16 protein-coding genes, 3 pseudogenes and 1 riboswitch are annotated in these 24,697 nt (G+C 71.6%); of the genes and pseudogenes, 10 read left to right on the forward strand and 9 right to left on the reverse strand.

Going from position 1 to position 24,697, the window contains the following annotated elements; all coding sequences use genetic code 11:
* Positions 1-39: 39 nt before the first annotated feature.
* Positions 40-1,941 (forward strand): APC family permease, encoded by a 1,902-nt coding sequence (locus tag DEJ29_RS05125; protein ID WP_217500037.1) that lies wholly within the window; start codon positions 40-42, stop codon positions 1,939-1,941.
* Complete coding sequence (locus tag DEJ29_RS05130) at positions 1,938-2,945, forward strand: EamA family transporter (RefSeq protein WP_111096066.1); 1,008 nt, start codon at positions 1,938-1,940, stop codon at positions 2,943-2,945. The genes DEJ29_RS05125 and DEJ29_RS05130 overlap by 4 nt, the downstream gene beginning before the upstream one ends.
* Positions 2,946-2,998: 53 nt before the next feature.
* Here DEJ29_RS05130 and DEJ29_RS05135 read toward each other — a convergent pair whose 3' ends face one another.
* Entirely contained in the window at positions 2,999-4,681 is a 1,683-nt protein-coding gene (locus tag DEJ29_RS05135) for a long-chain-fatty-acid--CoA ligase (RefSeq protein ID WP_111096067.1), read from the reverse strand.
* Positions 4,682-4,776: 95 nt separating this feature from the next.
* Between DEJ29_RS05135 and DEJ29_RS05140 the strand changes: the two genes are divergently transcribed.
* The gene (locus tag DEJ29_RS05140; protein WP_111096068.1) at positions 4,777-5,703 is read left to right on the forward strand and encodes an oxygenase MpaB family protein; all 927 of its coding nucleotides are present in this window, start codon (positions 4,777-4,779) and stop codon (positions 5,701-5,703) included.
* An 82-nt stretch (positions 5,704-5,785) separates the two neighbouring features.
* Here the strand turns inward: DEJ29_RS05140 and DEJ29_RS05145 are convergent, their stop codons facing one another.
* The 4 genes from DEJ29_RS05145 to DEJ29_RS05160 all read right to left on the reverse strand — a co-directional run bounded on the left by DEJ29_RS05145 (position 5,786) and on the right by DEJ29_RS05160 (position 9,314).
* A complete protein-coding gene (locus DEJ29_RS05145; protein ID WP_111096069.1) occupies positions 5,786-6,775 on the reverse strand; it encodes an aldo/keto reductase in 990 nt (329 codons plus the stop codon).
* On the reverse strand, positions 6,772-7,338 hold the full coding sequence (locus tag DEJ29_RS05150) for a TIGR03086 family metal-binding protein (protein ID WP_111096070.1): 567 nt from the start codon (positions 7,336-7,338) through the stop codon (positions 6,772-6,774). Before DEJ29_RS05150 ends, DEJ29_RS05145 begins: the two co-directional genes overlap by 4 nt.
* A gap of 526 nt (positions 7,339-7,864) precedes the next feature.
* The gene (locus DEJ29_RS05155; protein WP_111096071.1) at positions 7,865-8,425 is read right to left on the reverse strand and encodes a YceI family protein; all 561 of its coding nucleotides are present in this window, start codon (positions 8,423-8,425) and stop codon (positions 7,865-7,867) included.
* A 109-nt stretch (positions 8,426-8,534) separates the two neighbouring features.
* Positions 8,535-9,314 (reverse strand): putative endonuclease domain-containing protein, encoded by a 780-nt coding sequence (locus tag DEJ29_RS05160; RefSeq protein WP_284174108.1) that lies wholly within the window; start codon positions 9,312-9,314, stop codon positions 8,535-8,537.
* A gap of 620 nt (positions 9,315-9,934) precedes the next feature.
* Here DEJ29_RS05160 and DEJ29_RS05165 point away from each other — a divergent pair.
* Together DEJ29_RS05165 and DEJ29_RS05170 are read left to right on the forward strand one after the other, a co-directional pair.
* Positions 9,935-10,939, forward strand: coding sequence for an aldo/keto reductase family protein (locus tag DEJ29_RS05165; RefSeq protein ID WP_027464631.1), 1,005 nt, complete (start codon positions 9,935-9,937; stop codon positions 10,937-10,939).
* Between the two features lie 183 nt (positions 10,940-11,122).
* On the forward strand, positions 11,123-11,917 hold the full coding sequence (locus DEJ29_RS05170) for a polyprenol monophosphomannose synthase (protein ID WP_111096102.1): 795 nt from the start codon (positions 11,123-11,125) through the stop codon (positions 11,915-11,917).
* A gap of 106 nt (positions 11,918-12,023) precedes the next feature.
* On the opposite strand, the gene treZ is transcribed toward DEJ29_RS05170, so the two are convergent.
* From treZ to glgX, 3 genes are read right to left on the reverse strand one after another with little or no spacing between them, the layout of a single operon-like run.
* Positions 12,024-13,778, reverse strand: a complete 1,755-nt coding sequence (treZ, locus tag DEJ29_RS05175) for a malto-oligosyltrehalose trehalohydrolase (RefSeq protein WP_110865629.1) — start codon at positions 13,776-13,778, stop codon at positions 12,024-12,026.
* Positions 13,775-16,276, reverse strand: a complete 2,502-nt coding sequence (treY, locus tag DEJ29_RS05180; RefSeq protein ID WP_111096103.1) for a malto-oligosyltrehalose synthase — start codon at positions 16,274-16,276, stop codon at positions 13,775-13,777. Before treY ends, treZ begins: the two co-directional genes overlap by 4 nt.
* Entirely contained in the window at positions 16,273-18,504 is a 2,232-nt protein-coding gene (gene glgX, locus DEJ29_RS05185; protein ID WP_111055658.1) for a glycogen debranching protein GlgX, read from the reverse strand. Before glgX ends, treY begins: the two co-directional genes overlap by 4 nt.
* A gap of 128 nt (positions 18,505-18,632) precedes the next feature.
* Between glgX and DEJ29_RS05190 the strand changes: the two genes are divergently transcribed.
* The 5 genes and pseudogenes from DEJ29_RS05190 (at position 18,633) to DEJ29_RS05210 (ending at position 23,172) form a co-directional block, all read left to right on the forward strand.
* Positions 18,633-18,953 (forward strand): hypothetical protein, encoded by a 321-nt coding sequence (locus DEJ29_RS05190; protein WP_027464636.1) that lies wholly within the window; start codon positions 18,633-18,635, stop codon positions 18,951-18,953.
* Between the two features lie 81 nt (positions 18,954-19,034).
* Positions 19,035-19,146, forward strand: a riboswitch (TPP riboswitch).
* Positions 19,141-19,779, forward strand: a complete 639-nt coding sequence (locus DEJ29_RS05195; RefSeq protein ID WP_110865637.1) for an ECF transporter S component — start codon at positions 19,141-19,143, stop codon at positions 19,777-19,779. Its footprint overlaps the riboswitch before it by 6 nt.
* 2 nt (positions 19,780-19,781) lie before the next feature.
* Positions 19,782-21,500 (forward strand): annotated as a pseudogene (locus DEJ29_RS18360) (ABC transporter ATP-binding protein); the annotation flags it as partial.
* A 237-nt stretch (positions 21,501-21,737) separates the two neighbouring features.
* Positions 21,738-22,451 (forward strand): annotated as a pseudogene (locus DEJ29_RS18365) (energy-coupling factor transporter transmembrane component T family protein); the annotation flags it as partial.
* Complete coding sequence (locus tag DEJ29_RS05210) at positions 22,444-23,172, forward strand: nucleoside/nucleotide kinase family protein (protein ID WP_258376043.1); 729 nt, start codon at positions 22,444-22,446, stop codon at positions 23,170-23,172. The pseudogene DEJ29_RS18365 and the gene DEJ29_RS05210, both read left to right, overlap by 8 nt.
* Before the next feature lie 282 nt (positions 23,173-23,454).
* Here the strand turns inward: DEJ29_RS05210 and DEJ29_RS05215 are convergent.
* Positions 23,455-24,696: pseudogene (locus DEJ29_RS05215) on the reverse strand (MFS transporter); the annotation flags it as partial.
* Position 24,697: the final 1 nt, after the last annotated feature.

A 24,697-nucleotide genomic window follows, 5' to 3' on the forward strand; every position in this document is an offset into this window, starting at 1 on the left:
GAGCAGCCCCTCGACCGCAGCACCCGCCTGCGCCGGTGGATGCTGCACGGGGCCGACCAGGGAGCCTCCCACCAGGGCCCGCACCAGGTCGAGGTCGAGAAGACCCACCCGTGGTGGCGGGTCATGTGCCTGACCGGCGTCGACTACTTCTCCACCCTCGGGTACCAGCCCGCCATCGCCGCGCTCGCCGCGGGGCTGCTGTCGCCGATCGCGACGATCGTCCTCGTGCTCGTCACGCTGTTCGGGGCGCTGCCGGTCTACCGCCGGATCGCCCACGACAGCTTCCGGGGCGCCGGGTCGATCATGATGCTCGAGAAGCTCCTGCCGTGGTGGGCGGGCAAGCTGCTCGTGCTGGTGCTGCTCGGGTTCGCCGTGACGGACTTCATGATCACGATGACCCTGTCGGCGGCCGACGCCACGGCGCACATCGCCGAGAACCCGTACACGCCGCACTGGTTCACCGAGATCCCGGTGCCGCTCACCCTGGCGCTGCTGCTCCTGCTCGGCATCGTGTTCCTGCGCGGGTTCAAGGAGGCCATCGGCATCGCGGTCGGCCTCGTCGCGGTGTTCCTCGCCCTGAACGCCGTCGTCATCATCGTCGCCCTCTGGCACGTGTTCGAGAACCCGATGGTGGCGAGTGACTGGTGGTCCGGGCTGACGGCGCAGCACAGCAACCCGCTCGTGATGGTCGGCATCGCCCTGATCGTGTTCCCGAAGCTCGCGCTCGGGCTCTCCGGGTTCGAGACCGGTGTCGCGGTGATGCCACAGGTCCGCGGCGACGCCACCGACGACACCAGCGACCGACCCGAGGGCCGGATCCGTGGCACCAAGCGCCTGCTGACCGTCGCGGCGCTCATCATGAGCTCGTTCCTCATCACGTCGTCGATCGTGACGACGTTCCTCATCCCGCAGCGCGAGTTCCAGCCCGGCGGCGGTGCGAACGGGCGCGCCCTGGCGTACCTGGCGCACGAGTACATGGGCGGCGTGTTCGGGTCGATCTACGACTTCTCGACCGTCGCCATCCTGTGGTTCGCCGGCGCGAGTGCGATGGCGGGGCTCCTCAACCTGGTGCCGCGGTTCCTGCCGCGCTACGGCATGGCACCGCAGTGGGCTCGTGCGGTGCGTCCGCTCGTGATCATCTTCACGCTCATCGCGTTCGTCATCACGATCATCTTCCAGGCCGACGTCGACGCCCAGGGCGGCGCCTACGCCACCGGCGTGCTCGTGCTCATCACGAGCGCCGCGGTCGCGGTGACGCTGTCCGCGCGCCGCAAGCAGCAGCGCAAGCGCACCATCGCGTTCGGCGTGATCTCGGTGGTGTTCGTCTACACCACCGTCGCCAACGTGATCGAGCGGCCCGACGGCGTGCGGATCGCGGCGATCTTCATCATCGCGATCGTCGTGGTGTCGCTCATCTCGCGCGTGCGGCGTTCGTTCGAGCTCCGGGCGTCGTCGATCGAGCTCGACGCGACCGCCCGCCAGTTCGTCGAGGCCGACGCCGACCAGTTCAGCTCCGTCTGCATCATCGCGAACGAACCCGGTGCCGGCACGGCCGAGGCGTACCGGGCGAAGGGGCGCGAGGAACGCCGCGACTCCGGCATCCCGGCCCGCGTGCCGACGATGTTCCTCGAGGTCCTGCCCGCCGACTCCTCCGACTTCGAAGAGGACCTGGTGGTCGAAGGCCACGTCATCCACGGGTTCCGCGTGCTCAAGGTCCGCTCCGGCAACGTCCCGAACACCATCGCGTCGACGCTCCTCGCCATCCGCGACCTCGCCGGGGTGGTGCCGAGCATCTACTTCGAGTGGAACGAGGGCAGCCCCATCCGGAACGCCCTGCGCTTCGTGTTCACCGGCGCCGGCGACGTCGCCCCCGTCACGCGAGAGGTCCTGCGCGAAGCGGAACCCGAAGTGAACCGACGGCCGAGCGTCCACGTCTCGTGAGCCACGGACCGGGCGCGGGGCGTGCCTCCAGGCCCGTCGGCGGCCTGGCGGCGATCGCGGTCGCCGCGGCGGTCTGGGGCACCACCGGGACCGCGACGCATTTCGCGCCCGGTGTGCCGGCGTTCGTGTTCGGTGCGGTGACCTTCGGGCTCGGCGGACTCGTGCTCGCCGCGACCGCTGGTCGGGGCACGCTGCGTGCCGTCACGCAGCGCCGGACTCGCGGCTGGGCACTGCTCGGGGCCGCATCGCTCGTGGTCTACGCGGTCGCGTTCTACGCGGCCCTCGCTGACGCCGGGGTCGCGCTCGGCACGACCCTGGCCATCGGCTCGTCGCCCGTCTTCGCCGGCCTGGTCGAGTGGGTCGCCGACCGGAGGCGCGTCACCCGGCGGTGGGTCGTCGCCACCCTGGTGAGCGTGGTCGGCATGGTCGTCGTCACCCTCGCGCGCTCCGAGCACGACGGTGGCGGGCGGTCACTCGCGGTCGGCGTCGGCAGCGCCCTGGTCGCCGGTCTGACGTACGCGCTGTACTCGTGGGCGGTGGCGCGAGGGATGCACGCCGCGACGAGCCGGATGCCGATCGCCGTCGGTCGCGCGGAGTCCGACAGCATGCCGGTCGGTGGGGACGTCGGGGTCGCAGCCGCACGGGCTGCCCGCGGGCCGAACGAACGCGGGCTCGTCGGCGCGGTGTTCGGGGTGGCCGCGGTGCCGCTCGTCGTGCTCGCCGTGGTGGCGGGCGGGCCGTTCCTGACCGACGCCGGCAACTGGCCGGTGTTCCTGTACCTGGCGCTGGTGCCGACGGTGATCGGGCACTCGCTGTACGCGCTCGGGCTCCGGACGGTGACGGCGTCGGTCGCGACGCTGCTGTCCCTGCTCGAGCCCGTCGTGGCCGCGGTGCTCGCGGTGCTCGTGGTGGGGGAGCGCCTGGGGCTCGGCGGATGGGCCGGCATCGTGCTGGTGGTCGCCGGGCTGTCCGTGCTGGCGCTGCCGGCGCGGCGCGCCCGCTGATCAGCGGCGGCGCCCGCGCGTTAGCCGGTGCGGCGCCGCCCCGGGAGTGCCCGTCAGCCGTCCAGGATCTGGTCCCGCACCTTCCGCCGCAGCACCTTGCCGATCATCGAGCGCGGCAGGTCCTCGACCACGACGACCCGGCGCGGCACCTTGTACGCCGCCAGGTGCTCGCGCGACCAGGCCCGGAGCGCGGCCGCGTCGAACGTCGAGGGGTCCTTCGGCACGACCGCGGCGACGACCTGCTCGTTGCCGCCCTGCGGGATGCCGACGACCGCGACCTCCTTGACGCTCGGGTGCTTGAGCAGGGTGTCCTCGACCTCGGACGGCGACACGTTGAAGCCGCCGGTGATGATGAGTTCCTTGAGGCGGTCGACGATCCGGACGTACCCGTCGGCGTCGATGGCCACGATGTCACCGGTGCGGAACCAGCCGTCGGGCGTGAAGACCTCGTCGGTGGCCTCGGCCTTGCCCCAGTAGCCGCGGAACACCTGCGGGCCACGGACCTGCAGTTCGCCGGGCTCGTCGATGCCGAGCACCTTCGTGTCGTCGTCGGGGTCGACCACGCGCGCCTCGGTGGAGGACAGCGGCAGGCCGATCGACCCGAGTCGACGCTCGGGGGAGACCGGGTTGGCCATCAGGACCGGGGAGCACTCGGACAGGCCGTAGCCCTCGACCAGGTAGCCGTCGGTCCGGGCCTCCCACGGTTCGACGATGTCCTGCGACAGCGGCATGGCGCCGGAGATGCCGATCTCGATGCCCTTGAGCGACACCTTCGCCGAGTCGGCCGCGTGCTGCAGCCGGGCGTAGATCGGCGGCACGGCCGGCAGGAACGTCGGTGGGTGGCGCTTGATCGCCGTCAGGACGAGGGCGGGGTCGAACGCGGGGAAGAGCACGAGCCGCGAGGCCATGCTCATCGCGAAGGTCAGGCAGAGCGTCAGGCCGTAGGCGTGGAACATCGGCAGCACCGCGTACACGACGTTGTCGCCGCGGCGGATCTGCGGCACCCACGCCCGGGCCTGCGCGGCGTTCGCCAGCAGGTTCCGGTGGCTCAGCACCGCGCCCTTCGGCGTCCCGGTTGTGCCGGACGTGTACTGGATCAGCGCGACGTCGTCGGTGGCCGGCCGCGGGTGCCGCTTCGACAGCTTGCGGGTGTCGGCGAGGTCGTCCCACTTGACCGTACCGCGGACCTTCGCCGTCAGCTTCGCGCGGGACTCGCGGGCCTTCGCGACCGGCAGCGACAGGGCGAGCCGGGTGCTCCGGGGCATGGCCCGGGTGATGTCGACCGAGACGATCGCGTCGAGGTGCACGTCGGCCGGGAAGTCCTGCAGCGTCGCGACGGACTTGTCCCACGCGATGGCGACCTTGGCGCCGTGGTCCTCGAACTGGTGGCGGAGTTCCCGCGGCGTGTACAGCGGGTTGTGCTCGACCACGATCGCGCCGAGCCGCAGCACCGCGTAGAACGCCACGATGTGCTGCGGGCAGTTCGGCAGGACGATGGCGACGCGGTCACCCGCGCCCACGCCGAGCTTCCGCAGGCCGTTCGCCGCGCGGAGGATCTGCTCCTCGAGGTCGGCGTAGCTCGTGGTGCGCTTGAAGAACTCGAGGGCGACCTGCCTGGGGAACTTCCGGGCCGACTGCTCGACCAGGTCGTACAGGGAACCACTCTGTTCCTCGATGTCGTGCGGGACCCCCGGGGCGTACGAGGCAAGCCAGGGACGAGGCGTGTCGATGCTCACCCGACCCAACCTAGTGGGCCACCCCCGTGCACGCTGGGAGGGCCACTTTGCGCGATGCCACCCCCGCGCCCAGGTGACGGACGGAACATGACGACATGTCCACTGTCTCCGACGTCTTCCGGTCCCGCCTCAACCAGACGTTCACGGGTGGTTCGACCGGCACGGAAGCCTGGATGGACGACCTGGAACACGGCACCGACGCGGGCTTCTTCGGTCCGGGCTCCGCCACGTGGGCGGTGCACGGCGGGAGCCACGGCATCGTCGCCGGCGTGCGGGCACTGCTCGTGCAAGCGCTGCACCCCGGCGCGCTCGCGGGCGTCGCCGACCACTCCCGCTACCGCGAGGACCCGTTCGGTCGCCTGGCGGGCACCAGCCGGTGGATCGCCACGGTCACGTACGGCGACCGGCAGACCGCCCGCAGCGGCAGCGACTGGGTGCTCCGGCTGCACGAGCGCGTCCGCGGGCAGTACGTCGACGCGCACGGCACCACCCGTCCCTACGCGGCCAACGACCCGGACCTGGCGCGCTGGGTGCACCTCGCCTTCACCGACGCGTTCCTCCGCGCCGCCCAGCGCTGGGGCGGCCCGATCCCCGGAGGCGCGGACGCCTACGTGTGCGAATGGGCCGAGGCCGGGCGGCTCATGCGCATCGTCGACCCGCCCGAGTCCGAGGCGGAGCTCCGCGCCCAGATGAACGGGTACCTCGACCGCGGCGAACTCCTGGTCGACTCGCGCACCCGAGACGTCGTCCGGTTCATCAAGGACCCGCCGCTGTCCCGCCTGCTGCGACCCGGCTACCGCGCCGTGTTCCAGGGAGCGGTGTCCACGCTCGACCCGCGGCACCGGTCGCTCCTCGGCCTCCGTGCGCCGATCGTCGGCCCGGTGGAGCTGCCGGTGGTCCGCACCACGAAGCTCGTGCTCGACGGGATCGGTGCGGTGCTCGATGACCAGACCGGTTCCGAACGGGCCGCGCGGCGGCGCATCGCGCGCCTGCAGCGCGCCGACGGCAGCGCGGTCGCCTGAGCACGGCGGTCACCGCGACCACGTGACGGACGGGAGGCACGGTGCCAGCTGGCACCGTGCCTCCCGTCCGCTCGTGGGGGCGTCAGAAACCCGACGGCACCCGGGGCGTGTAGGCGGACTCGAGTCGCGTGACCTCGTCGTCGGTGAGCGTCAGCGAGGCGGCTGCGACCGCGTCGTCGATGTGGTGCTCCTTCGTCGCGCCGACGATGGGCGCGGAGACCGCGGGCTTGCCGGCGACCCAGGCCAGGGCGACCTGCGCCATCGGGACGCCGCGCTCCGTGGCGACGGCCTCGACCGCGTCGACGATCGCGCGGTTGGCGTCCTCGTCCTGCTTGTAGAGGGTCTTGCCGAACTCGTCGGTCTGCGCGCGTGAGCCCGAACCGGAGGCGTCCCAAGGGCGGGTGACTCGGCCGCGGGCGAGGGGGCTCCACGGGATCACGCCGACGCCGGTGTGCTCGCAGAAGGGGAGCATCTCGCGCTCCTCCTCGCGTTCGAGCAGGTTGTACTGGTCCTGCATGCTCACGAACTTCGTCCAGCCGTGGCGCTCCGCGGTGTGCTGCATCTCGGCGAACTGCCACGTCCACATGCTGCTCGCGCCGATGTAGCGCGCCTTGCCGGCCTTGACGACGTCGTGGAGGGCCTCCATGGTCTCCTCGATCGGCGTCACCGGGTCGAAGCGGTGGATCTGGTACAGGTCGACGTAGTCCGTGCCCAGCCGGGTCAGGGACGCGTCGATCTCGTGCATGATCGCCGCGCGCGACAGTCCGGCGCCGTTCCGGCCGGGACGCATCCGGTTGAAGACCTTCGTGAAGACCTGGACGTCCTCGCGCGGAGCCAGCTCGGCCAGGAGGGTGCCGGTGATCTCCTCGCTGCTGCCGTCCGAGTAGACGTTCGCGGTGTCGAAGGTCGTGATGCCGGCCTCGAACGCGCGACGGACGAACGGGCGGGCGTCGTCGATGCCGACGCTCCAGGCGTGCGATCCCCGGTCCGGGTCGCCGTACGACATCATGCCGAGGACGACGCTGCTGATCTCGAGCCCCGAGTTGCCGAGGCGCTTCGTGTCGGTGGTCATGCAGTCACTCTGGCATCACGGCCTGTGACCGCGAGCAGACGGACCTGGAGCGGGGAGTCCTCGGTGACGTCGACCGGGGGTGCGTACAGCCCGGTGGCGGCGAGGTACTCGATCTGCGGCTCGAAGTACTCCCACACGGCGCGGACGAGCTCGTCGGGCAGGGACTCCTCGGTGCCGGTCGCCCGGGCGAGGTCCCACGTGTGGATGGTGATGTCGCTCGTCTGCTCGGTGAGGTACTGCGCGGCGGGGACGACGTCGGTGCTGAGGTGCACGGGGGTGTCCTGCGGGGCGTTCCGCCAGGCGTCGCTGGCCGCCGTGGCGAACCGGTGCCACTCGGCCACCAGGTCGTCGCCGATCGGCTCGAGGTCGGCCTGGGCCTGGGCGTAGTCGCACCCGGTCAGGAGCTTCGGGATCCAGCGCTGCTCGTCGACGACGTGGGCGACGAGGTCGCGGGTGATCCACTCGGAGTCGGGGGTGGGGGCGTCCCAGTCGGTGACGGCGGCGACGCGGCGGCCGAACTCGGCTGCCGCGAGGGCCTGCATCGCGATCCAGTCGGTGGCCATGGTGGTGCTCCTGTTCGTCGTGCGGGCGTGCTCGTGGTTGGTGCTTCTCGTGCAACTCGGGGTCCGGCGCGCGGATTCCCTTGGTGCCGTCGCACGTGCCAACGGTACGCGGGGGCGGGGGCGGTGGCGGGCGCTCGGGTGCTCGGGCGCTCGTGCGCTCGTCCGCTCGTGCCCGCTGGCTCCCTGTCCCGGGCGTGCTCGCGCCTCGTTGCGCGAGCGGGCGAAATGTCCGGCCTGCCACGGGGATCTTCACGGTCTTTCGCCCGCTCGTGGGCGTGGGCGTGCGCACGGGCGCCGGCGTGGGCGTGATTGCGGGGATCAGCGTCGACTTCGGCGCCCGGCATCGTCGAGCGGGCGGAATGCCTGACGTGACAGGACGAAGGGCCAGGGTGTTTCGCCCGCTCGTGGTCGGGGGAGCGGTGCCGACAACGAAGAACGCCCCGACTCCGTGCGGAGTCGGGGCGTTCTTCTCGGGTTCGGGGAGTGCCGCTCGGTGCCCTCAGTCGGGCGTTGAGTCAGAGGTGGCTCAGGCCGCCTGGAGGACGAACTGGACGTCGAGGTTGATCGTGACGTCGTTGCCGAGCGTGAAGCCGCCGGCCTCGAGCGCCGCGTTCCAGTTCACACCGAACTCGGTGCGGTCGATCTTCGTGGTCGCCTCAGCACCGAACTTGACCTGGCCGTAGCCGTCCGTGGTGAAGCCACCGAGCTCGGCCTTGAGGACAACCGGCTTGGTGACGCCGCGCAGGGTCAGGTCGCCGGCGATGTGCAGGTCGTCGCCCTTCGCCTCGATGCTCGTGGAGCGGAAGGTCAGCTGCGGGTGCTCCTCGGTGAGGAAGAAGTCGCTCGTCTTGAGGTGCTGGTCGCGCTGCTCCTGGCCGGTGTTGATCGACGCGACGTCGATGTTGGCCTCGATGGTCGACTCGAGCGGGTTCTCGGCGGTGACGACGGTGGCGTCGAACGTCTCGAACTTGCCCTTGACCTTGCTGATGGCGAGGTGGCGGACCGAGAAGGTGACCTCGGAGTGGGTCGGGTCGATCTTCCAGGTGCCGGTCTTGTAGCCGGGAACGGTGTCAGCGGTGAGCGTCATGGTGGTCCTTCTTCCGAACGAGAGTCTGCGGTGCGACGCGTTCCATGCGCCTGCATCGAGTTGATACTACGACAGTGTGCACCGTTTTGGTTGAAGCGTCAACCATTGTTCACCCAAGTGTCGCAAACCGCGTGTCGTGAGCTCCTCCGGCACCGACCTCGAGCAGCCGACGGATGCGGTGCACGAAACGGTCGGCACCGTGCGCGACGTCGTCTGCTGTTGCTCTGACGAGCCACCAGTCGACGTCCTTGAGGTGCTCCCCGCGCGTCAGGTCCTTCCGGAAGGTGGCTGGATCGGTGCGGTGCAGATCGCTCTCGTACTCGATCGCGACCCTGGCATCGGGGTAGGCGAGGTCCACACATGCGACCCACTGCCCGTCGACGACGACATCGTGGTTGAGCGCCGGCTCTGGGAGCCCGCGGCGAACGAGTGCCAGCCGTGTCCGGGTCTCTCCGGGAGACCGAGATCCCCTCCGGATCTCATCGAGCGCGAGGCGGAGCTTCACGATGCCGCGAATGCCGCGTCGTCGTCGGACGGCCTGGGCGAGTTCGTCGAGCGTCGCCCAGCCGAGCCACCCCACGAGCGCGTCGCCCGCGACGATGAGTTCGTCGAGCGTCAGCATCGAGCCCAGTGCGATGAACGTGTCGGCCGGAGTGGTCAGCGGCACTCCTCGTGCGATCGTCGCGCGGACCGAACCGTACCGAGCTCGGTGGCCGACCGTGCCGCGAACCCGGAGCGCTTGGTCGGTACCGATCGTCGTGACGTGCAACCGCTGGTCGCGTTCGAGACGGCGGGGGAGCGGGACGCCGATGATCGCTGCCGCAGTGACGTGACTGAAGACCTGATCGGGGCGGAGTCGAGGAGTGAGCGCCCTTGCTCGTTCATCCACGGACTCCGGTGGGAACGCTGATCGGACGCCGTGGAACGGGCGGACGAGATCTCGAGCGTCGAGTCGGCCACGCGAAACGCCTCGGTGCAGCGCATCCCGTACCCGGAACGAAGCGTCGCGGAGTGCCATCGGGAGTCGGCGTCTTGCGGTCATCTCCACAGCGTGACGGCGAGCCGACCCCGAGGACGGGATTCGGGCCTCCTCTGTGGACGGCTTGCCCGCTCTCGCCCATGTGGAGGGACGGTTGCCCCCGTGAGCGGGCGAAACACCGCGCCCGCCGCCGACCGCACCGCGGTGTTTCGCCCGTTCGCGGGGTGGAGGCGACGGCAGGGAGCACGGAAGCCGCAGCCCGGGGTCATCCGGGCGAGCGGGCGAAATGTGTGGGTGGGCTGGCAAGAGCACCGTGGCATTTCGCCCGCTCGCGTATCCCGGTCCCGACCACCGACCACCGACCACCGACCCCGACCCGACCCCGACCCGACCCCGACCCGACCCCGACCCCGACCCCGACCCTGACCTGACCTCGGACCCACCCAACCGCACGCCCACACGCCACACCCACCCCGACAGGCACTCGCGGGACCCCTCACGTGCGCGCTCACTCCAGTAGCGTCGGGACCATGGAATTCAGGTACCTGGGCAACTCCGGACTCAAGATCTCCGAGATCACCTACGGCAACTGGCTGACGCACGGCTCGCAGGTCGAGAACGACGTCGCCACCCAGTGCGTGCGGGCAGCGCTCGACGCCGGCATCACCACGTTCGACACCGCGGACACGTACGCCAACACTGCCGCCGAGACCGTCCTCGGCGAGGCGCTCAAGGGCGAGCGGCGCCAGTCGCTCGAGGTCTTCACGAAGGTCTACTGGCCGACCGGCCCGAAGGGACACAACGACGTCGGCCTCAGCCGCAAGCACATCATGGAGTCGATCAACGGCTCGCTCGAGCGACTGCAGACCGACTACGTCGACCTCTACCAGGCACACCGCTACGACTACGAGACCCCCCTCGAAGAGACGATGCAGGCCTTCGCCGACGTCGTCCGCCAGGGCAAGGCGCTCTACATCGGCGTCAGCGAGTGGTCCGCCGAGCAGATCCGCGCCGGTGCCGCACTCGCCAAGGAGCTCGGCTTCCAGCTCATCTCGAACCAGCCGCAGTACTCGATGCTGTGGCGGGTCATCGAGGGCGAGGTCGTCCCCGCCTCGAAGCAGCTCGGCCTGTCGCAGATCGTCTGGTCGCCCATCGCGCAGGGCGTCCTGACCGGCAAGTACAAGCCGGGTCAGCCCCTGCCCGAGGGTTCGCGTGCCACGGACGAGAAGGGCGGCGCGGACATGATCAAGCGCTTCATGCGCGACGAGGTCCTCGAAGCCGTGCAGCGCCTGCAGCCCGTCGCCGACCAGGCCGGCCTCACGCTCGCACAGCTCGCGATCGCGTGGACCCTGCAGAACGAGAACGTCGCGAGCGCCATCGTCGGCGCCTCGCGTCCGCAGCAGGTCACCGACAACGTGAAGGCCGCCGGAGTCAAGCTCGACGCGGACGCCCTCGCGGCGATCGACGAGGCACTCGGCGACATCCCGGAACGGGACGCGTCGAAGAACGTGTCCCCGTCGTCGCGCCCCGCGTAGACGCAACCGACCGACGGACGGGAGGCCCGGTGCCAGCTGGCACCGGGCCTCCCGTCCGTCTCGGTGCGTGTCCACCCCGCCCACGTCCAGGCGAGGACCGGTCACGCTGATCGTGTTCGCAGCGCGCTCCGCGGAGGAGCGCAGCCACGGCCCGGTACATTCGGGTGGAGCACGAGGAGCACCATGAGCGAGACCCTGGTCATCATCCCGACCTACGACGAAGCCGAGAACGTCCGGCCGATCGTCGAGCGCACGTTGTCCGCGACCGACGACTCCGTGCACGTGCTCGTCGTCGACGACAACTCACCCGACGGTACCGGTGACATCGCGGACGCCATCGCCCGCGAGACCGACCGGGTGCACGTCATGCACCGCACCGTCAAGGACGGCCTGGGCGGCGCGTACCTGTCCGGCTTCGCGTGGGGCCTGGAACACGGCTACGCCAAGCTCGTCGAGATGGACGCCGACGGCTCCCACCACCCCGAGTACCTGCCGTGGATGCTCGAGCTCGCCGACTCGAACGACCTGGTGCTCGGCTCCCGGTGGATCAAGGGCGGCAAGGTCGAGAACTGGCCCTGGTACCGGCTCCTGCTCTCCCGCGGGGGCAACCTGTACACCCGCCTCGCCCTGGGCATCGCGGTGCGCGATGCGACCGGCGGGTTCCGGGTCTTCACGTCGCGGGCGTTCGAGCGGATCGACCTCGCCGGGGTCGCGTCGAAGGGGTACTGCTTCCAGGTGGACCTGTGCTGGCGTGCCCTCGAGGCTGGTCTGCGGGTCGTGGAGACCCCGATCACGTTCACCGAGCGGGAGTTCGGCGTCTCGAAGATGAGCGGCAACATCGTGCGCGAGAGCCTGGCGCTCGTGACGAAGTGGGGCATCGACCGCCGGATCCGCGAGACCCGCTCCCTGGTGAAGGACCACCGCAAGCTGCCGTCCGTGCGGAAGAACGCGCACGCGGTGGCCGACCACGCGGGCTGACGCCGGGGACACGCGAGCGCCTGAACACACGAACGGCGACGGACCCAGTGGGTTCGTCGCCGTTCGTGTGTGCTGCCAGCGGGTGGCTCGCGCACCCCGCGGTCGGCTAGCGCAGCACGACCACGCCGCGGCCGCGGAACCGGACGACGCCAGCATCGACCTCTGTCGCGCCGAAGCCGTAGAGCTCTTCGCCCACGGCGTCGGGCACCGGGACCTCGGCTGCGTCGTCGGCGAAGTTCACCACGACGTGCACCGGCGCCACGTCGGGGCCGAGCAGCCCGCGCGTGAGCACGAGCCAGCGGCGGTCCTCGCTGAAGCGGACGGCGTTCGCCTCGTAGCGGTGGTCGACGAACGCCTGGTCGGTGCGCCGCAGGGCGATGAGCACCCGGTAGGCACGCAGGATCGCCGCGCCCCGCTCCGAGCTGACGTCGGCCCAGTCGAGCTTGGAGTTGGTGAACGTCGTCGGGTCCTGCGGGTCCGGCACCGCTGACTCGTCCCACCCGTGCTCGGCGAACTCCGCGATGCGCCCTTCTGCGGTGGCCTTGCCGAGCTCGGGCTCCGGGTGCGAGGTGAAGAACTGCCACGGCGTCGAGGCCGCGAACTCCTCGCCCATGAACAGCATCGGCGTGAACGGCCCGAGCAGGGTCAGGGCCGCGGCGATCACGAGCCCCTCGTCGTCGAGCGTCGCGGCGAGCCGGTCGCCGGCGGCGCGGTTGCCGATCTGGTCGTGGTTCTGGTTCGCGACGACCAGGGCCGTCACGGGGGAGGTGCCACGGTCGATCGGCCGGCCGTGCCGCTTGCCGCGGAACGACGACCACGTGCCGTCGTGGAAGAAGCCGTCCTCGAACACCTTCGCCAGCGCCGACAGCGGAGCGAAGTCGGCGTAGTAGCCGTTCGTCTCGCCGGTGAGCGCCACGTGCACGGCGTGGTGGAAGTCGTCCGACCACTGCCCGGCGAGGCCGTACCCGGCGGCCTCGCGCGGCCGGAACATCACCGGGTCGTTGAGGTCGGACTCCGCGATGAGCGACAGCGGACGACCGATGAAGGACGAGTAGGCGTCGGTCTCGTCCGCCATCGAGGCCAGCACGTGCGGGCGGGTGGTGTCGCGGATCGCGTGCACGGCGTCGAGCCGGAGCCCGTCGACGTGGTGGTCGCGGAACCACATGCGCACGTTGTCGAGCACGTACCGGCGGACCTCGGGGTGCTCGACGTTCACCGAGTCACCCCAGGTGTTGCCGAGCCCGGCCAGCAGGTACGGGCCGTACAGCGGCAGGTAGTTGCCGCTCGGTCCGAGGTGGTTGTAGACGACGTCCTGGATGACCCCGAGCCCCAGCGCGTGCGCCGTGTCGACGAACCGGTCGTAGGCGTCCGGGCCGCCGTACGGGGCGTGCACGGAGAACCAGCCGACACCGTCGTAGCCCCAGTTCCACTCGCCGTTCACGGCGTTGACGGGGAGCAGCTCGACGAACTCGACCCCGAGCTCGACCAGGTGGTCCAGCTTCTGGGCGGCGGCGTCGAGCGTGCCCTCGGGCGTGTAGGTGCCGATGTGCATCTCGTAGATCACGGCACCGCGGGCCGGGCGTCCGGTCCACGACTCGTCGGTCCACGCGAACCGTGCGGGGTCGACGACCTCGGACGGGCCGTGCACGCCCTCGGGCTGGTACCGGCTTCGCGGGTCCGGTCGGACCGCGTCGTCGTCGCCGATACGGAACCCGTAGCGTGCGCCGACGACCGGCATCACGGCGTCGGTGGACCACCAGTCGTCATCGCCCTTGGTGAGCGGGTACTCGACGTCGTCGACGACGAGCCGGACCCGGTCCGGCTCGGGCGCCCAGACGGCGTAACGGTCGGGTGCGGTCATGCGTGACCCTCCAGGATGTCGATCTCGGCCTGCGCGTCGGTCTCGGTGGCGTCCGTCGTGCGGTCGGCGGCGGGCCGGGAGGCACCGCTCGCGTCGGACACGGCGGTCACCGCGTCGGCGTGGCCGGCTGCACCGACCGCGTCGGCGGGCACGAGCAGCGCGACCGGGTAGGTGGTGAGCAGGTCGGCCAGCGCGATCCCGCGGTCGGCGGGGACGTGTCGGCCGGTGAGCAGGTCGATGCGCTCGACGGGGACGGCGTGCACCAGCGTGTCGCCCCAACCGCCGACTCGGTCGAGGCCGATCGGCAGACGCGTCGCGATCGTCACGGCACCGCCGCGGTCGAACGCGATGACGTGGTCGGCCGCGCTGCCGGTGGCCTCGAGCTCCAGGTACCGGGTGAACAGCTCCGGGTGGTCCCGACGGATGCGCAGTGCGCGGGTCGTGACCAGGAGCTTCGCGGCACCGTCGATGCCGATGGTCGGCAGGTCCTCGGGGCCGTCGTCGTCCGGGCCGTCGAGTTCGGCGAGCACGTGGCGCCGCTCGGCGTAGTCGACCGGACGACGGTTGTCGGGGTCGACGAGCGAGCGGTCCCAGAACTCGGTGCCCTGGTAGACGTCGGGGACGCCCGGGGCGGTGAGCTGGACGAGTTTCTGGGCGAGACCGTTCGACCACCCGGCGGCGTCGATCTGCTCGTCGAGGGCGTCGAGTACGGCGACCACGTCCGGGTCGTCGAACGCGGCGTCGACGATCGCGTGCATCTGCTGCTCGAACGCCTCGTCGGGCTCGGTCCAGGTGGTGCTGTCACCGGCTTCGCGGGAGGCCTTCTCGGCATACGCGTGCAGACGCTCACGGCTGGCGGGCCGGGCGCCGACGATCGCCTGCCAGAGCAGGTCGGCGAACACGCGGTCCTGCAACGGCACGAGCGACTGCAGACGCTCGAGCGTGGCGGCCCACTCGTCGCCGAGCTCGGCCAGCACGGCGATGCGGGCGCGGGTGTCCTCGCTGCGCTTGGTGTCGTGGGTGGTGAGCGTCGTCATGGTGTGCGGCCAGCTGCCGAGCCGTTCGCGCTGTGCCTGGTGGAAGTCCGCCACCGAGACCGCGAAGACGCTCGGGTCGCCGCCGACCTCGCTCAGGGACGACAGGCGCGAGGTGCGGTAGAACGCCGTGTCCTCGACGCCCTTCGCCATCACCATGCCGCTGGTCTGCTGCAGTCGGACCGCCGCGGCGTTCGTCGGGTCGACGAGTGCCGGTGCGATCCGGTCGATGACGTCGTCGAGGTCCGGGCGGGCCTCGGCGGCGCGCTCGAGCGCGGTGATGAGGTGGTGGGCGCCCTCGGGCAGGTACGTGCGGTACACGTCGAACGAGGCCACGATCTCGGCGACCGCGTCGACGATCCGCTCGTGCGTGATCGTCTCCGTCGCGGCGCTCGGCGCGAGCAGGCGTGCGAGCCGCTCGACCTCGCTGCCGAGGATGCCGTCCGCGATGCCCCGTCGGGTGTCGTGCGTGAGCTGCTGCCAGTCGGTCGGTTCGGCGCCCGACGCCGCGGTCAGCGCCTGCTCGCCCGCGGGGTCGACGAACACGCGGTCGAGCACCCCGAGGGCGTCGTACCCGGTGGTGCCGTCGACCGGCCACGAGCTCGGCAGCTGCTCGCCGGGCTCGAGGATCTTCTCGACGAGGGTGTAGGCCCCGCCGGTCAGCTCCGCCAGGTCCTGCAGGTAGCCCGCCGGGTCGTACAGCCCGTCCGGGTGGTCGATGCGCAGGCCGTCGACGAGCCCGTCGCGGAACCAGCCGCCGATGACCCCGTGCGAGGCCGCGAAGACCTCGGGCTCCTCGACCCGGATCGCCGCGAGGGTGTTCACCGCGAAGAACCGGCGGTAGTTCAGGTCGTGGTCGGCACGCTTCCAGTGCACGAACGCGTAGTGCTGGCGGTCGTGGACGGTCTCGACGGTGTCGCCGTCGTGCACCGTTCCGGGTGCGGTGGGGTAGGCGGTCTCGCCGACGCGGAGCACCGGACGCTCGGCGTCGGACGTGTCCAGCGTGACCGCCTCGAGCAGCCGGTCGTCGAGCACGGGGACGCGGAGCCTGCCGTCGCCGGCTTCCCAGTCGACGTCGAAGGCCCACGCCACGGGGGAGCCCTGCCCGAGTTCGAGCAGGGACCACCACCACGGGTTCGACTCGGGGGTCGCGACGCCGACGTGGTTCGGCACCACGTCGACGATGACCCCGAGCCCGACGGCGTGCGCGGCCTCGGCCAACGCCCGCATCGCCTGGTCGCCACCACGGTCGGTGTCGACCCGCGTGTGGTCGACCACGTCGTAGCCGTGGTTCGACCCGGACTCGGCCTGCAGCACCGGCGACAGGTACAGCCAGTCGGCGCCGAGGTCGTGCACGTAGTCGACCAGGTCGCGTGCAGCGTCGAGGTCGAAGTCGGCCGAGACCTGCAGCCGGTACGTCGACGCGGGGACGCGGTTCGCGGCGCCGGGCGTTCCGGCGGTCATCGGGCGGTTCCGCTCGGTGCGGTGGAACCGGCCGGGTTCACCGGGGTGACGGCGTCCTGCGGGGCGTCCGGTTCGGGGGCGCCGTCCTGCTCCGCGTCGACCGGGGTGCTCGTGACCTCGTGGTCGGGCTCCGCACGCAGCACGATCATCGACCGGGCGGGGACGTCGAGCGGGGTGCCTGCGTCGAGCACCTCGTCGCGGGCGCCGGGGTCGGCGGTGTCGATCCGGACGGTCCAGCCGGGGGAGTACTCCTCGGGCGGGAGCGTGAACGTCACGACGTCGTCGTGGGCGTTGAAGTACGTGATGAAGCCGACATCGGTGACGCGCTCACCACGGGCGTCGCGTCCGCGGATGCCCTCGCCGTTCAGGTACATGCCGACGCTCTTGCCGAAGCCGGAGTCCCAGTCCTCGGGGTCCATGGCGTCACCCGAGGGGGTCAGCCAGACCACGTCGGGCAGCGGCTCGCCTTCGCCACGACGAACCGGACGGCCGTTGAAGTACCGGGTCCGGCGGAACGTGGGGTGGTCGTGCCGCAGCTTCACCACGTCGGCGGTGAACTGGATGAGGTCTTCGTCCGCGCTGTCCCAGTCGATCCAGCTGAGCTCGGAGTCCTGCGCGTAGACGTTGTTGTTGCCGGACTGCGACCGGCCGAGCTCGTCGCCGTGCGCGATCATCGGCACACCCTGGCTCAGGAGCAGGGTCGCCAGGAAGTTCCGGCGACGCTGCAGCCGCAGGGCGTTCACGGACTCGTCGTCGGTCGGGCCCTCGGCGCCGGAGTTCCACGACCGGTTGTGGCTCTCGCCGTCGTTGTTGTCCTCGCCGTTGGCCTCGTTGTGCTTCTCGTTGTAGGCCACCAGGTCGTACAGCGTGAAGCCGTCGTGCGCGGTGATGAAGTTGATGCTCGCCTTGGGCGTGCGGCCGTCGTGCTCGTACAGGTCGGCCGAGCCGGAGATCCGGGAGGCGAACTCGCCGAGCGTCGACGATTCGCCGCGCCAGAAGTCACGGACGGTGTCGCGGTACTTGCCGTTCCACTCGGACCACTGGGGCGGGAAGTTGCCGACCTGGTAGCCACCGGGGCCGACGTCCCACGGCTCGGCGATGAGCTTGACCTGCGACACGATCGGGTCCTGCTGCACCAGTTCGAAGAAGGCCGACAGCCGGTCGACCTCGTAGAACTCGCGGGCCAGCGCCGAGGCGAGGTCGAAGCGGAACCCGTCGACGTGCATCTCGGTCACCCAGTAGCGGAGCGAGTCGAGGATGAGCTGCAGCGAGTGCGGGTGCCCGACGTTGAGCGAGTTCCCCGTGCCCGTGTAGTCCATGTAGAACTTCTTGTCGTCGTCGACCAGGCGGTAGTAGGCCGCGTTGTCGATGCCGCGGAACGACAGCGTCGGGCCGAGGTGGTTGCCCTCGGCGGTGTGGTTGTAGACGACGTCGAGGACGACCTCGATGCCGGCGCGGTGCAGCTCGCGCACCATCGTCTTGAACTCCTGGACCTGCTGGCCCTGGTCGCCCGACGACGAGTACGCCGAGTGCGGCGCGAAGAAACCGATGGTGTTGTAGCCCCAGTAGTTCGACAGCCCCTTGTCCTGCAAGGTGGAGTCGTTCACGAACTGGTGCACCGGCATGAGCTCGAGCGTGGTGATGCCGAGGCGCTGCAGGTGCTCGATGACCGCGGGGTGGGCGACGCCGGCGTAGGTGCCGCGCTGCTCTTCCGGCACGTCCGGGTGGGTCTCCGTGAGCCCCTTGACGTGCGCTTCGTAGATGACGGTCTCGCCGTACGGCGTGCGCGGCGGGCGATCACCCTGCCAGTCGAAGAAGGGGTTGATCACGACGCCCTTCATCATGTGCGACGCGGAGTCCTCGTCGTTGGTCGAGTCCGGGTCGCCGAACGTGTACGAGAAGAGCGACTGGTCCCAGTCGATCTCGCCGCTCGTCGCCTTGGCGTACGGGTCGAGCAGGAGCTTCGACGGGTTGCAGCGCGCGCCGGAGTCCGGGTCGTACGGGCCGTGCACGCGGAAGCCGTACTCCTGCCCGGGGCCGATGTTGGGGAGGTACGCGTGCCAGACGTAGGCGTCCACCTCGAGCAGGCGGACGCATTCTTCGTTGCCGTCGGAATCGAACAGACAGAGTTCGACGCGCTCGGCGACCTCGGAGAACAGCGCGAAGTTCGTGCCGCTCCCGTCGTAGGTCGCCCCGAGCGGGTACGGGTTTCCGGGCCAGGTGTGCAAACGGTCCTCCAGGTGTGGGTGCGGCCAACATATCGGCGGCGCTCGTCCGCGTCCGCAGACAAGCCCCAGCTGTGGATGCCCACTGCGCCCCGCGGCCTGTGGAGGAACGGACGAGTAGCGTCGCGCGCATGGCCAACATCGTCTCGAAGATCGCAGACCAGGTCCGCCCGCTCGGGGTCTCCACGAACTACGGAGAACCCGTCGAGGTCGGCGACCAGACCCTCATCCCCGTGTCCGTCAGCTGGTTCGGCTTCGGCGGCGGCGGAGACGACGAGAACGGTGGCGGCGGTGGCGGCGGCCTGTCGGCCCCCGTCGGCGCCTACGTCCGCCGCCCGGGCAAGGACCTCGTGTTCGAGCCGAACCCGATCTCGCTGATCGTCGTCGGCATCCCCTTCGTGTGGGTGGCCGGGCGTGTCCTCCGCAAGCTGGTGCGCGCGCTCAAGAAGTGACCACCTGACGGACGGGAGGCCCGTGGCGACGCCGCCACGGGCCTCCCGTCCGTCACGCGGTCGCGACCGCGTCTAGACTGCTGGCACACACACGGGAGTCCGGGACCGCCGGGCTGAGAGGGAGCGATCGGCGCTCCGACCGTCGAACCTGATCCGGATCATGCCGGCGCAGGGAGGAGTCAGCAGCATGCCTTCAGGCACGTCCACAACCGTCACCACCGCTCCGCGGCGATCGCTGCGTTGGCGGGTCGTCGACATCGTCGTCGCGAGTGTCCTCGCGGTGGCCCTCGGAGTCGTCTTCCGGCTCTGGGAGTTCGGCTACGAACCCATCAGCGCCGTCATGGACCTCGTGCTCCCCGGCACCAAGGCCCTGTTCGGCGGGGTCTGGCTGCTCGCCGGCCCGATCGTCGCGATCGTCGTCCGCAAGCCCGGCGCCGCGCTCTACGGCGAGATGGTCGCTGCCTCGGTCGAGGCGTTGTTCGGCACCCAGTGGGGATGGCTCACGCTCGAGGCCGGACTCGTCCAGGGTCTCGGCGCCGAGATCATCCTCGCGCTGTTCCTGTACCGCGTCTACCGCCTGCCGGTCGTCGTGCTCGCCGGTGCCGCGGCCGGACTCGCGCTCGGCATCAACGACACCGTCCTCTGGTACCCGGGGCTCGACGTCGCCTTCAAGGTCGTCTACGTGATCTGTGCGGTCGTCTCGGGTGCCGTGATCGCGGGGGCGGGATCGTGGCTCATCGTCCGGGCTCTCGCCCGCACCGGGGTGCTGTCGTCCTTCGCGGCCGGCCGCGAGCACAGCCGTCGCGAACCCCGCGCCCTGGTGTGACCGTGCCCGCTCCGTCGGCGACGTCCCCTTCCACCGGCGGCGACGCCGGCGCAGGTGCCGGCGTCCGCGGGGCGCGCATCGTGTTCCGTGGCTGGGGCTGGCGGTACCCGGAGCGCGACGCCTGGGCCGTCCGTGACGTCGACCTGACCGTCTCGCCGGGGGAGCGGGTCGCCGTCGTCGGGCCGTCCGGTGCCGGCAAGTCGACCCTCCTGCGAGCCGTCGCCGGCGTGCTCCCCGACGAGCCCGACGCCTCGGACGACACCGCTGCTTCGGTGCAGGGGACACTCCTGGTCGACGAGGCCGACCCCCGCGCGGTCCGCGGGCGTGTCGGTCTCGTCATGCAGGACCCCGAGGCACACACGGTGATGTCCCGGGTCGGCGACGACGTGGCCTTCGGCTGCGAGAACGTCGGCGTCCCCCGCGACGAGACCTGGGACCGGGTGCGGACGGCGCTCGACGTCGTCGGCCTCGACCTGCCGCTCGACCGCTCCACCGCGCAGCTGTCCGGTGGGCAGCGGCAGCGGTTGGCGCTCGCGGGCGTGCTCGCGATGCGGCCGGGTGCGCTCGTGCTCGACGAACCCTGCGCGAACCTCGACCCGGACGGCGTGGCGCAGGTGCACGACGCCGTCCGGGCACTGCTCGACGAGACCGGGGCGACGCTGCTCGTGGTGGAGCACCGGATCGGCACCTGGCTGGACCTGGTCGATCGGCTCGTGCTGCTCGAACCGGGCGGCGGCGTGGTCGCGGACGGCCCGCCGGCCCGGGTGCTGGCGGACCACGGCGAGGCGCTCACGGCGGCCGGGGTCTGGGTGCCCGGTGCCGAGCCGGCGCGTGGTTCTGCCCGGCGGCTGCGGCGTGCGCGCGGGCGAGCGGGCGAAATGCCCGGGTTGTCCGGCGGAGCGACCGCGGCATTCCGCCCGCTCGGCGAGGGGGAGCCCGGCGAGGGAGCGCGGGAGATGACGTCGGCGGGACGAGCGGGCGAAATGCCCGGGGCGTCCGGTGGGGTGACCGCGGCATTCCGCCCGCTCGGCGAGGGGGAGCCCGGCGAGGGGGTCGGCGCGGGGGAGCGTGACCAGGCAACAGCGGTACTGCTCGACGCCCGGGGGCTCGGCACGGCACGGGGGAAGCAACCGGTCGGGAACGGCATCGACCTCGGGCTCCGGGCCGGGCAGGTCCTCGCCGTCACCGGACCGAACGGCGTCGGCAAGTCGACGCTCGGGCTGACCCTCGCGGGCTTGCTCCCACCGGCAGCCGGTGAGCTCCACGCCACGGACGCCCTCGCCGACGGCATCGGCGCAGCGCCCCACGCCTGGACGAGCCGTCAACTCGCCGCCCGGATCGGCACGGTGTTCCAGGACCCCGAGCACCAGTTCGTCGCCCGCTCCGTCCGCGAGGAGATCGAGGCCGGACCCCGAGCACTCGATGCGCCGGACGCCGCCGAACGAGCCACCGCGCTGCTCGACGAGTTCGGGCTCGCACACCTGGCCGACGCCAACCCCTTCACGCTGTCCGGGGGCGAACAACGACGACTCGCGATCGCCTCGGTCATCGCGGCCAGGCCGCCGGTCGTCGTGCTCGACGAGCCGACCTCCGGGCAGGACCGTGCCACGTGGCAGGCCGTCGTCGGGCGGCTCGGGGCCCTCGCCGACGCCGGCACCGCTGTGGTGGCGGTCACCCACGACCGCGATCTCGTCCGGGCACTCGACGCCGACGAGGTCGTGCTCGGGCCGGACGGCGCCCGGTCCGTCAGGAGCGACCAGGGGCCGTCGGTCGCGACCGCCCCGGAGACCGGGCCGACAGTCGGAAGTCGCCCCGGGCCTCCAGACCGGATCGACACGGCCGACCGGACGGACACGGCGGACGCGGCGGACGCGGTGGACGGAACCGACGCGACAAACCCCGTGCGACGACCGCTGCCGGCCCGCGCGACCGGCATCCCCGGTGTCCAGCCGGTCGCGTCGCTGATCGGTGTGCTCGCCCTCGGCGTCTGCCTGGTGCTCAGCCTCGACGTCGTCTCCGCCGCCGTCGCCCTGGCGCTCGAACTCGCACTCCTGCCGCTCCTGCGCCTGCCGGTCCGGACCCTGCTGCTCCGACTCGCACCGGTGCTCCTCGCGGTGCCGCTGACGGCGGTGAGCATCGCGCTGTACGGCAGACCCTCGGGTCGGGAATGGTTCGACCTCGGGTTCGCGCACGTCACCGACGGGTCACTGACGCTCGCGTTGGCGACGGCGCTCCGGGTCCTCGCGGTGGGGGTGCCAGCCATCGCGCTCTTCGTGCGGGTCGACCCGACCGACCTGGCCGACGGGCTCGCGCAGGTGCTCCGGCTGCCCGCGCGCTTCGTGCTCGGCGCGCTCGCCGCTGTCCGGATGATGACCTTGCTCGTCGACGACTGGCGACAGCTCGCGATGGCGCGACGTGCCCGAGGGCTGGCCGACTCCGGACGGCTGCGACGCGGGGCGACGATGGCGTTCGCGCTGCTCGTGCTCGCGTTGCGCCGGGCGACGACGTTGGCGGTGGCGATGGAGTCGCGGGGGTTCGGTGCTCCTGGACGGCGGACCTGGGCGCGGGTCGCACGGTTCGCCGGGCCGGAGTGGGCGATGGTGGCGGTGCTGGTCGGCATCGGTGTGGTGTCGATCGCGGTCGCGGTGAGCGTGGGGACGTGGCGTGCCTGACACGGAGCGCGCAGCCGGCACGACGGGCACCGACCGGCCGACGGAGACGTCGGCCGGCGACGGCGCGACGGCCGCGACGGGCGCGACGGGCACGACGGGCGCGGCGGGCCCGACGGCCACGACGGGCCCGACGGCCACGACGGGCCCGACGGCCACGACGGGCCCGACGGCCACGACGGGCCCGACGGGCACGACCGCCGGTGACCTCGCCCCCGGTCTGGCCGCTGCTGCTGCCGGAGTCGCCGGTGCCACGGGCCGGCGCGCCGTCGTGCTCATCGACGGCCGGTCCGGCACGGGCAAGACCACCCTCGGAGCACAGGTCGCGGAGCAGCTCGGCGCGCAGCTCGTGCACCTGGACGACGTGTACCCGGGGTGGGACGGCCTGCGTGCGGCTGCCGATGCCGTGGTGACCGACGTCCTCGGAGCGCCGAGCGGGTACCGACGCTGGGACTGGGCGGCCGATGCGCCCGCGGGCTGGGCGTCGGTGGACCCCGACCTGCCGATCGTGGTCGAGGGGTGCGGGGCGTTGTCGCAGGCGTCGGCACCGCTGGCGTCGTTGCGGGTGTGGCTCGAGGCCGACGACGCCGTGCGGTGGGACCGGGCGATCGGCCGCGACGGCGAGGTCTTCGCGCGCGAGTGGGACCGCTGGGCCGCGCAGGAGCAGGCCTTCATCGCCGCCGAGGACCCGGCTGCCCTGGCCGACGTGGTCCTGCCGACGTAGCGCCCGGCGGGCCCGCGGCGCCGCACGGCGGCACATGGCGGCGCGCGGCGGCACGTGGCGGCACCGAGGATTCGCGCTGAGCGACACCTCACGGCCTCGGGAAGGCGAGAACTGTCGCCCAGCGCGAAACGTCAGCCCGCCGCGCCCGCCGCCCGCGCCCGCGCCCGCGCCCGCCCCCGCGCCCGCCCGCGCCTCCCGCCGCGCCACCGCCCGCGGATCCACCGCGAACACCGCCGCCACGATCGTCAGCACCGCGTACACCCCGAGGTACCCGCACAGGATCCACGGCGAGCCACCCCCGAGCTGCACGAACACCGCGGCCAGCAGCGGCGTCAGCCCCACCGAGAAGATCGACCCGATCTGGTACCCGAGCGACATCCCCGAGTACCGCCGCCCGGTCGGGAACTGCTCCGCGAACCACGCCGCCTGCGGCCCGTAGATGCTGTCGTGGAACACGCACATCCCGATCAGCGCCACGAGCGGCAGCAGCACGAGCGGCCCGGCGTCGAGGAACGCGAAGAACGGCCAGATGAGCACCGCGATGCCCACCGCCGACCAGATCGTCAGCACCCGCCGCCCGACCCGGTCCGACAGCCACCCCCAGAACGGCGTGGACACGAGCGACACCGCCGAGATCACGAGCACGGCCTGCAGCCCCGCGTCCGAGCCCGATGGCCCCCGCACGTTGCCGAGGTAGGTCAGCGAGTACGTCGTCAGGATCGAGTACAGCGCCGGCTGCACGAGGCGCAGGCCCGCCGTCACCAGGATCGACCGCGGGTGCTGCCGGATCGCCTGCCACACCGGGAACCGCTCGACCCCACCGGAGGCGCGCAGCTCCTGGAACACCGGGGCGTCCTGCACACCGAGCCGGATGACGAGCCCGACCGCCACGATCACCGCGGAGAACAGGAACGGCAGCCGCCAGCCCCAGGCCAGGAACGCCTCGGTGCCGAGCAGCGACCGCACGAGCGTGAAGACCCCGGTCGCCAGGAGCATCCCACCGGCCGACCCCATCTGCGTGAACGCCCCGAACAGCCCCCGGTGCCGCTCCGGCGCGTGCTCGACGGACAGCAGCGCCGAGCCGCCCCACTCCGCACCGGCCGCGACGCCCTGCAGCAGCCGCAGGAACACGAGCGCCACGACGGCGCCGACCCCGATGGTCGCGGCGGACGGGATCACCCCGATCAACGTCGACGCGATGCCCATCAGCACCAGCGACGCGACGAGCAGCTTCTTCCGCCCGATCCGGTCACCCAGGTGGCCGGCGATCACCCCGCCGAGCGGCCGCGCCACGAACCCGACGCCGTAGGTCGCGAACGACGCGATGACCCCGACAGCCGGCGTCACGGACGGGAAGAACGTCGGCGCGAACACCAGCGCCGAGGCCGTCGCGTAGAGGTAGAAGTCGTAGTACTCGACGGTCGTCCCGACGAACGACGCGAGGGCGACCCGACGACGGGTCGCGGTGGTCGACGGTGCAGCGGGACGGCCTGGAGGCGCGGTGACGGTGGTCTGGCTCGGCATG

The sequence above is a fragment of the Curtobacterium sp. MCPF17_021 genome, from assembly GCF_003234605.2.
Taxonomy (GTDB): Bacteria; Actinomycetota; Actinomycetes; order Actinomycetales; family Microbacteriaceae; genus Curtobacterium; species Curtobacterium flaccumfaciens.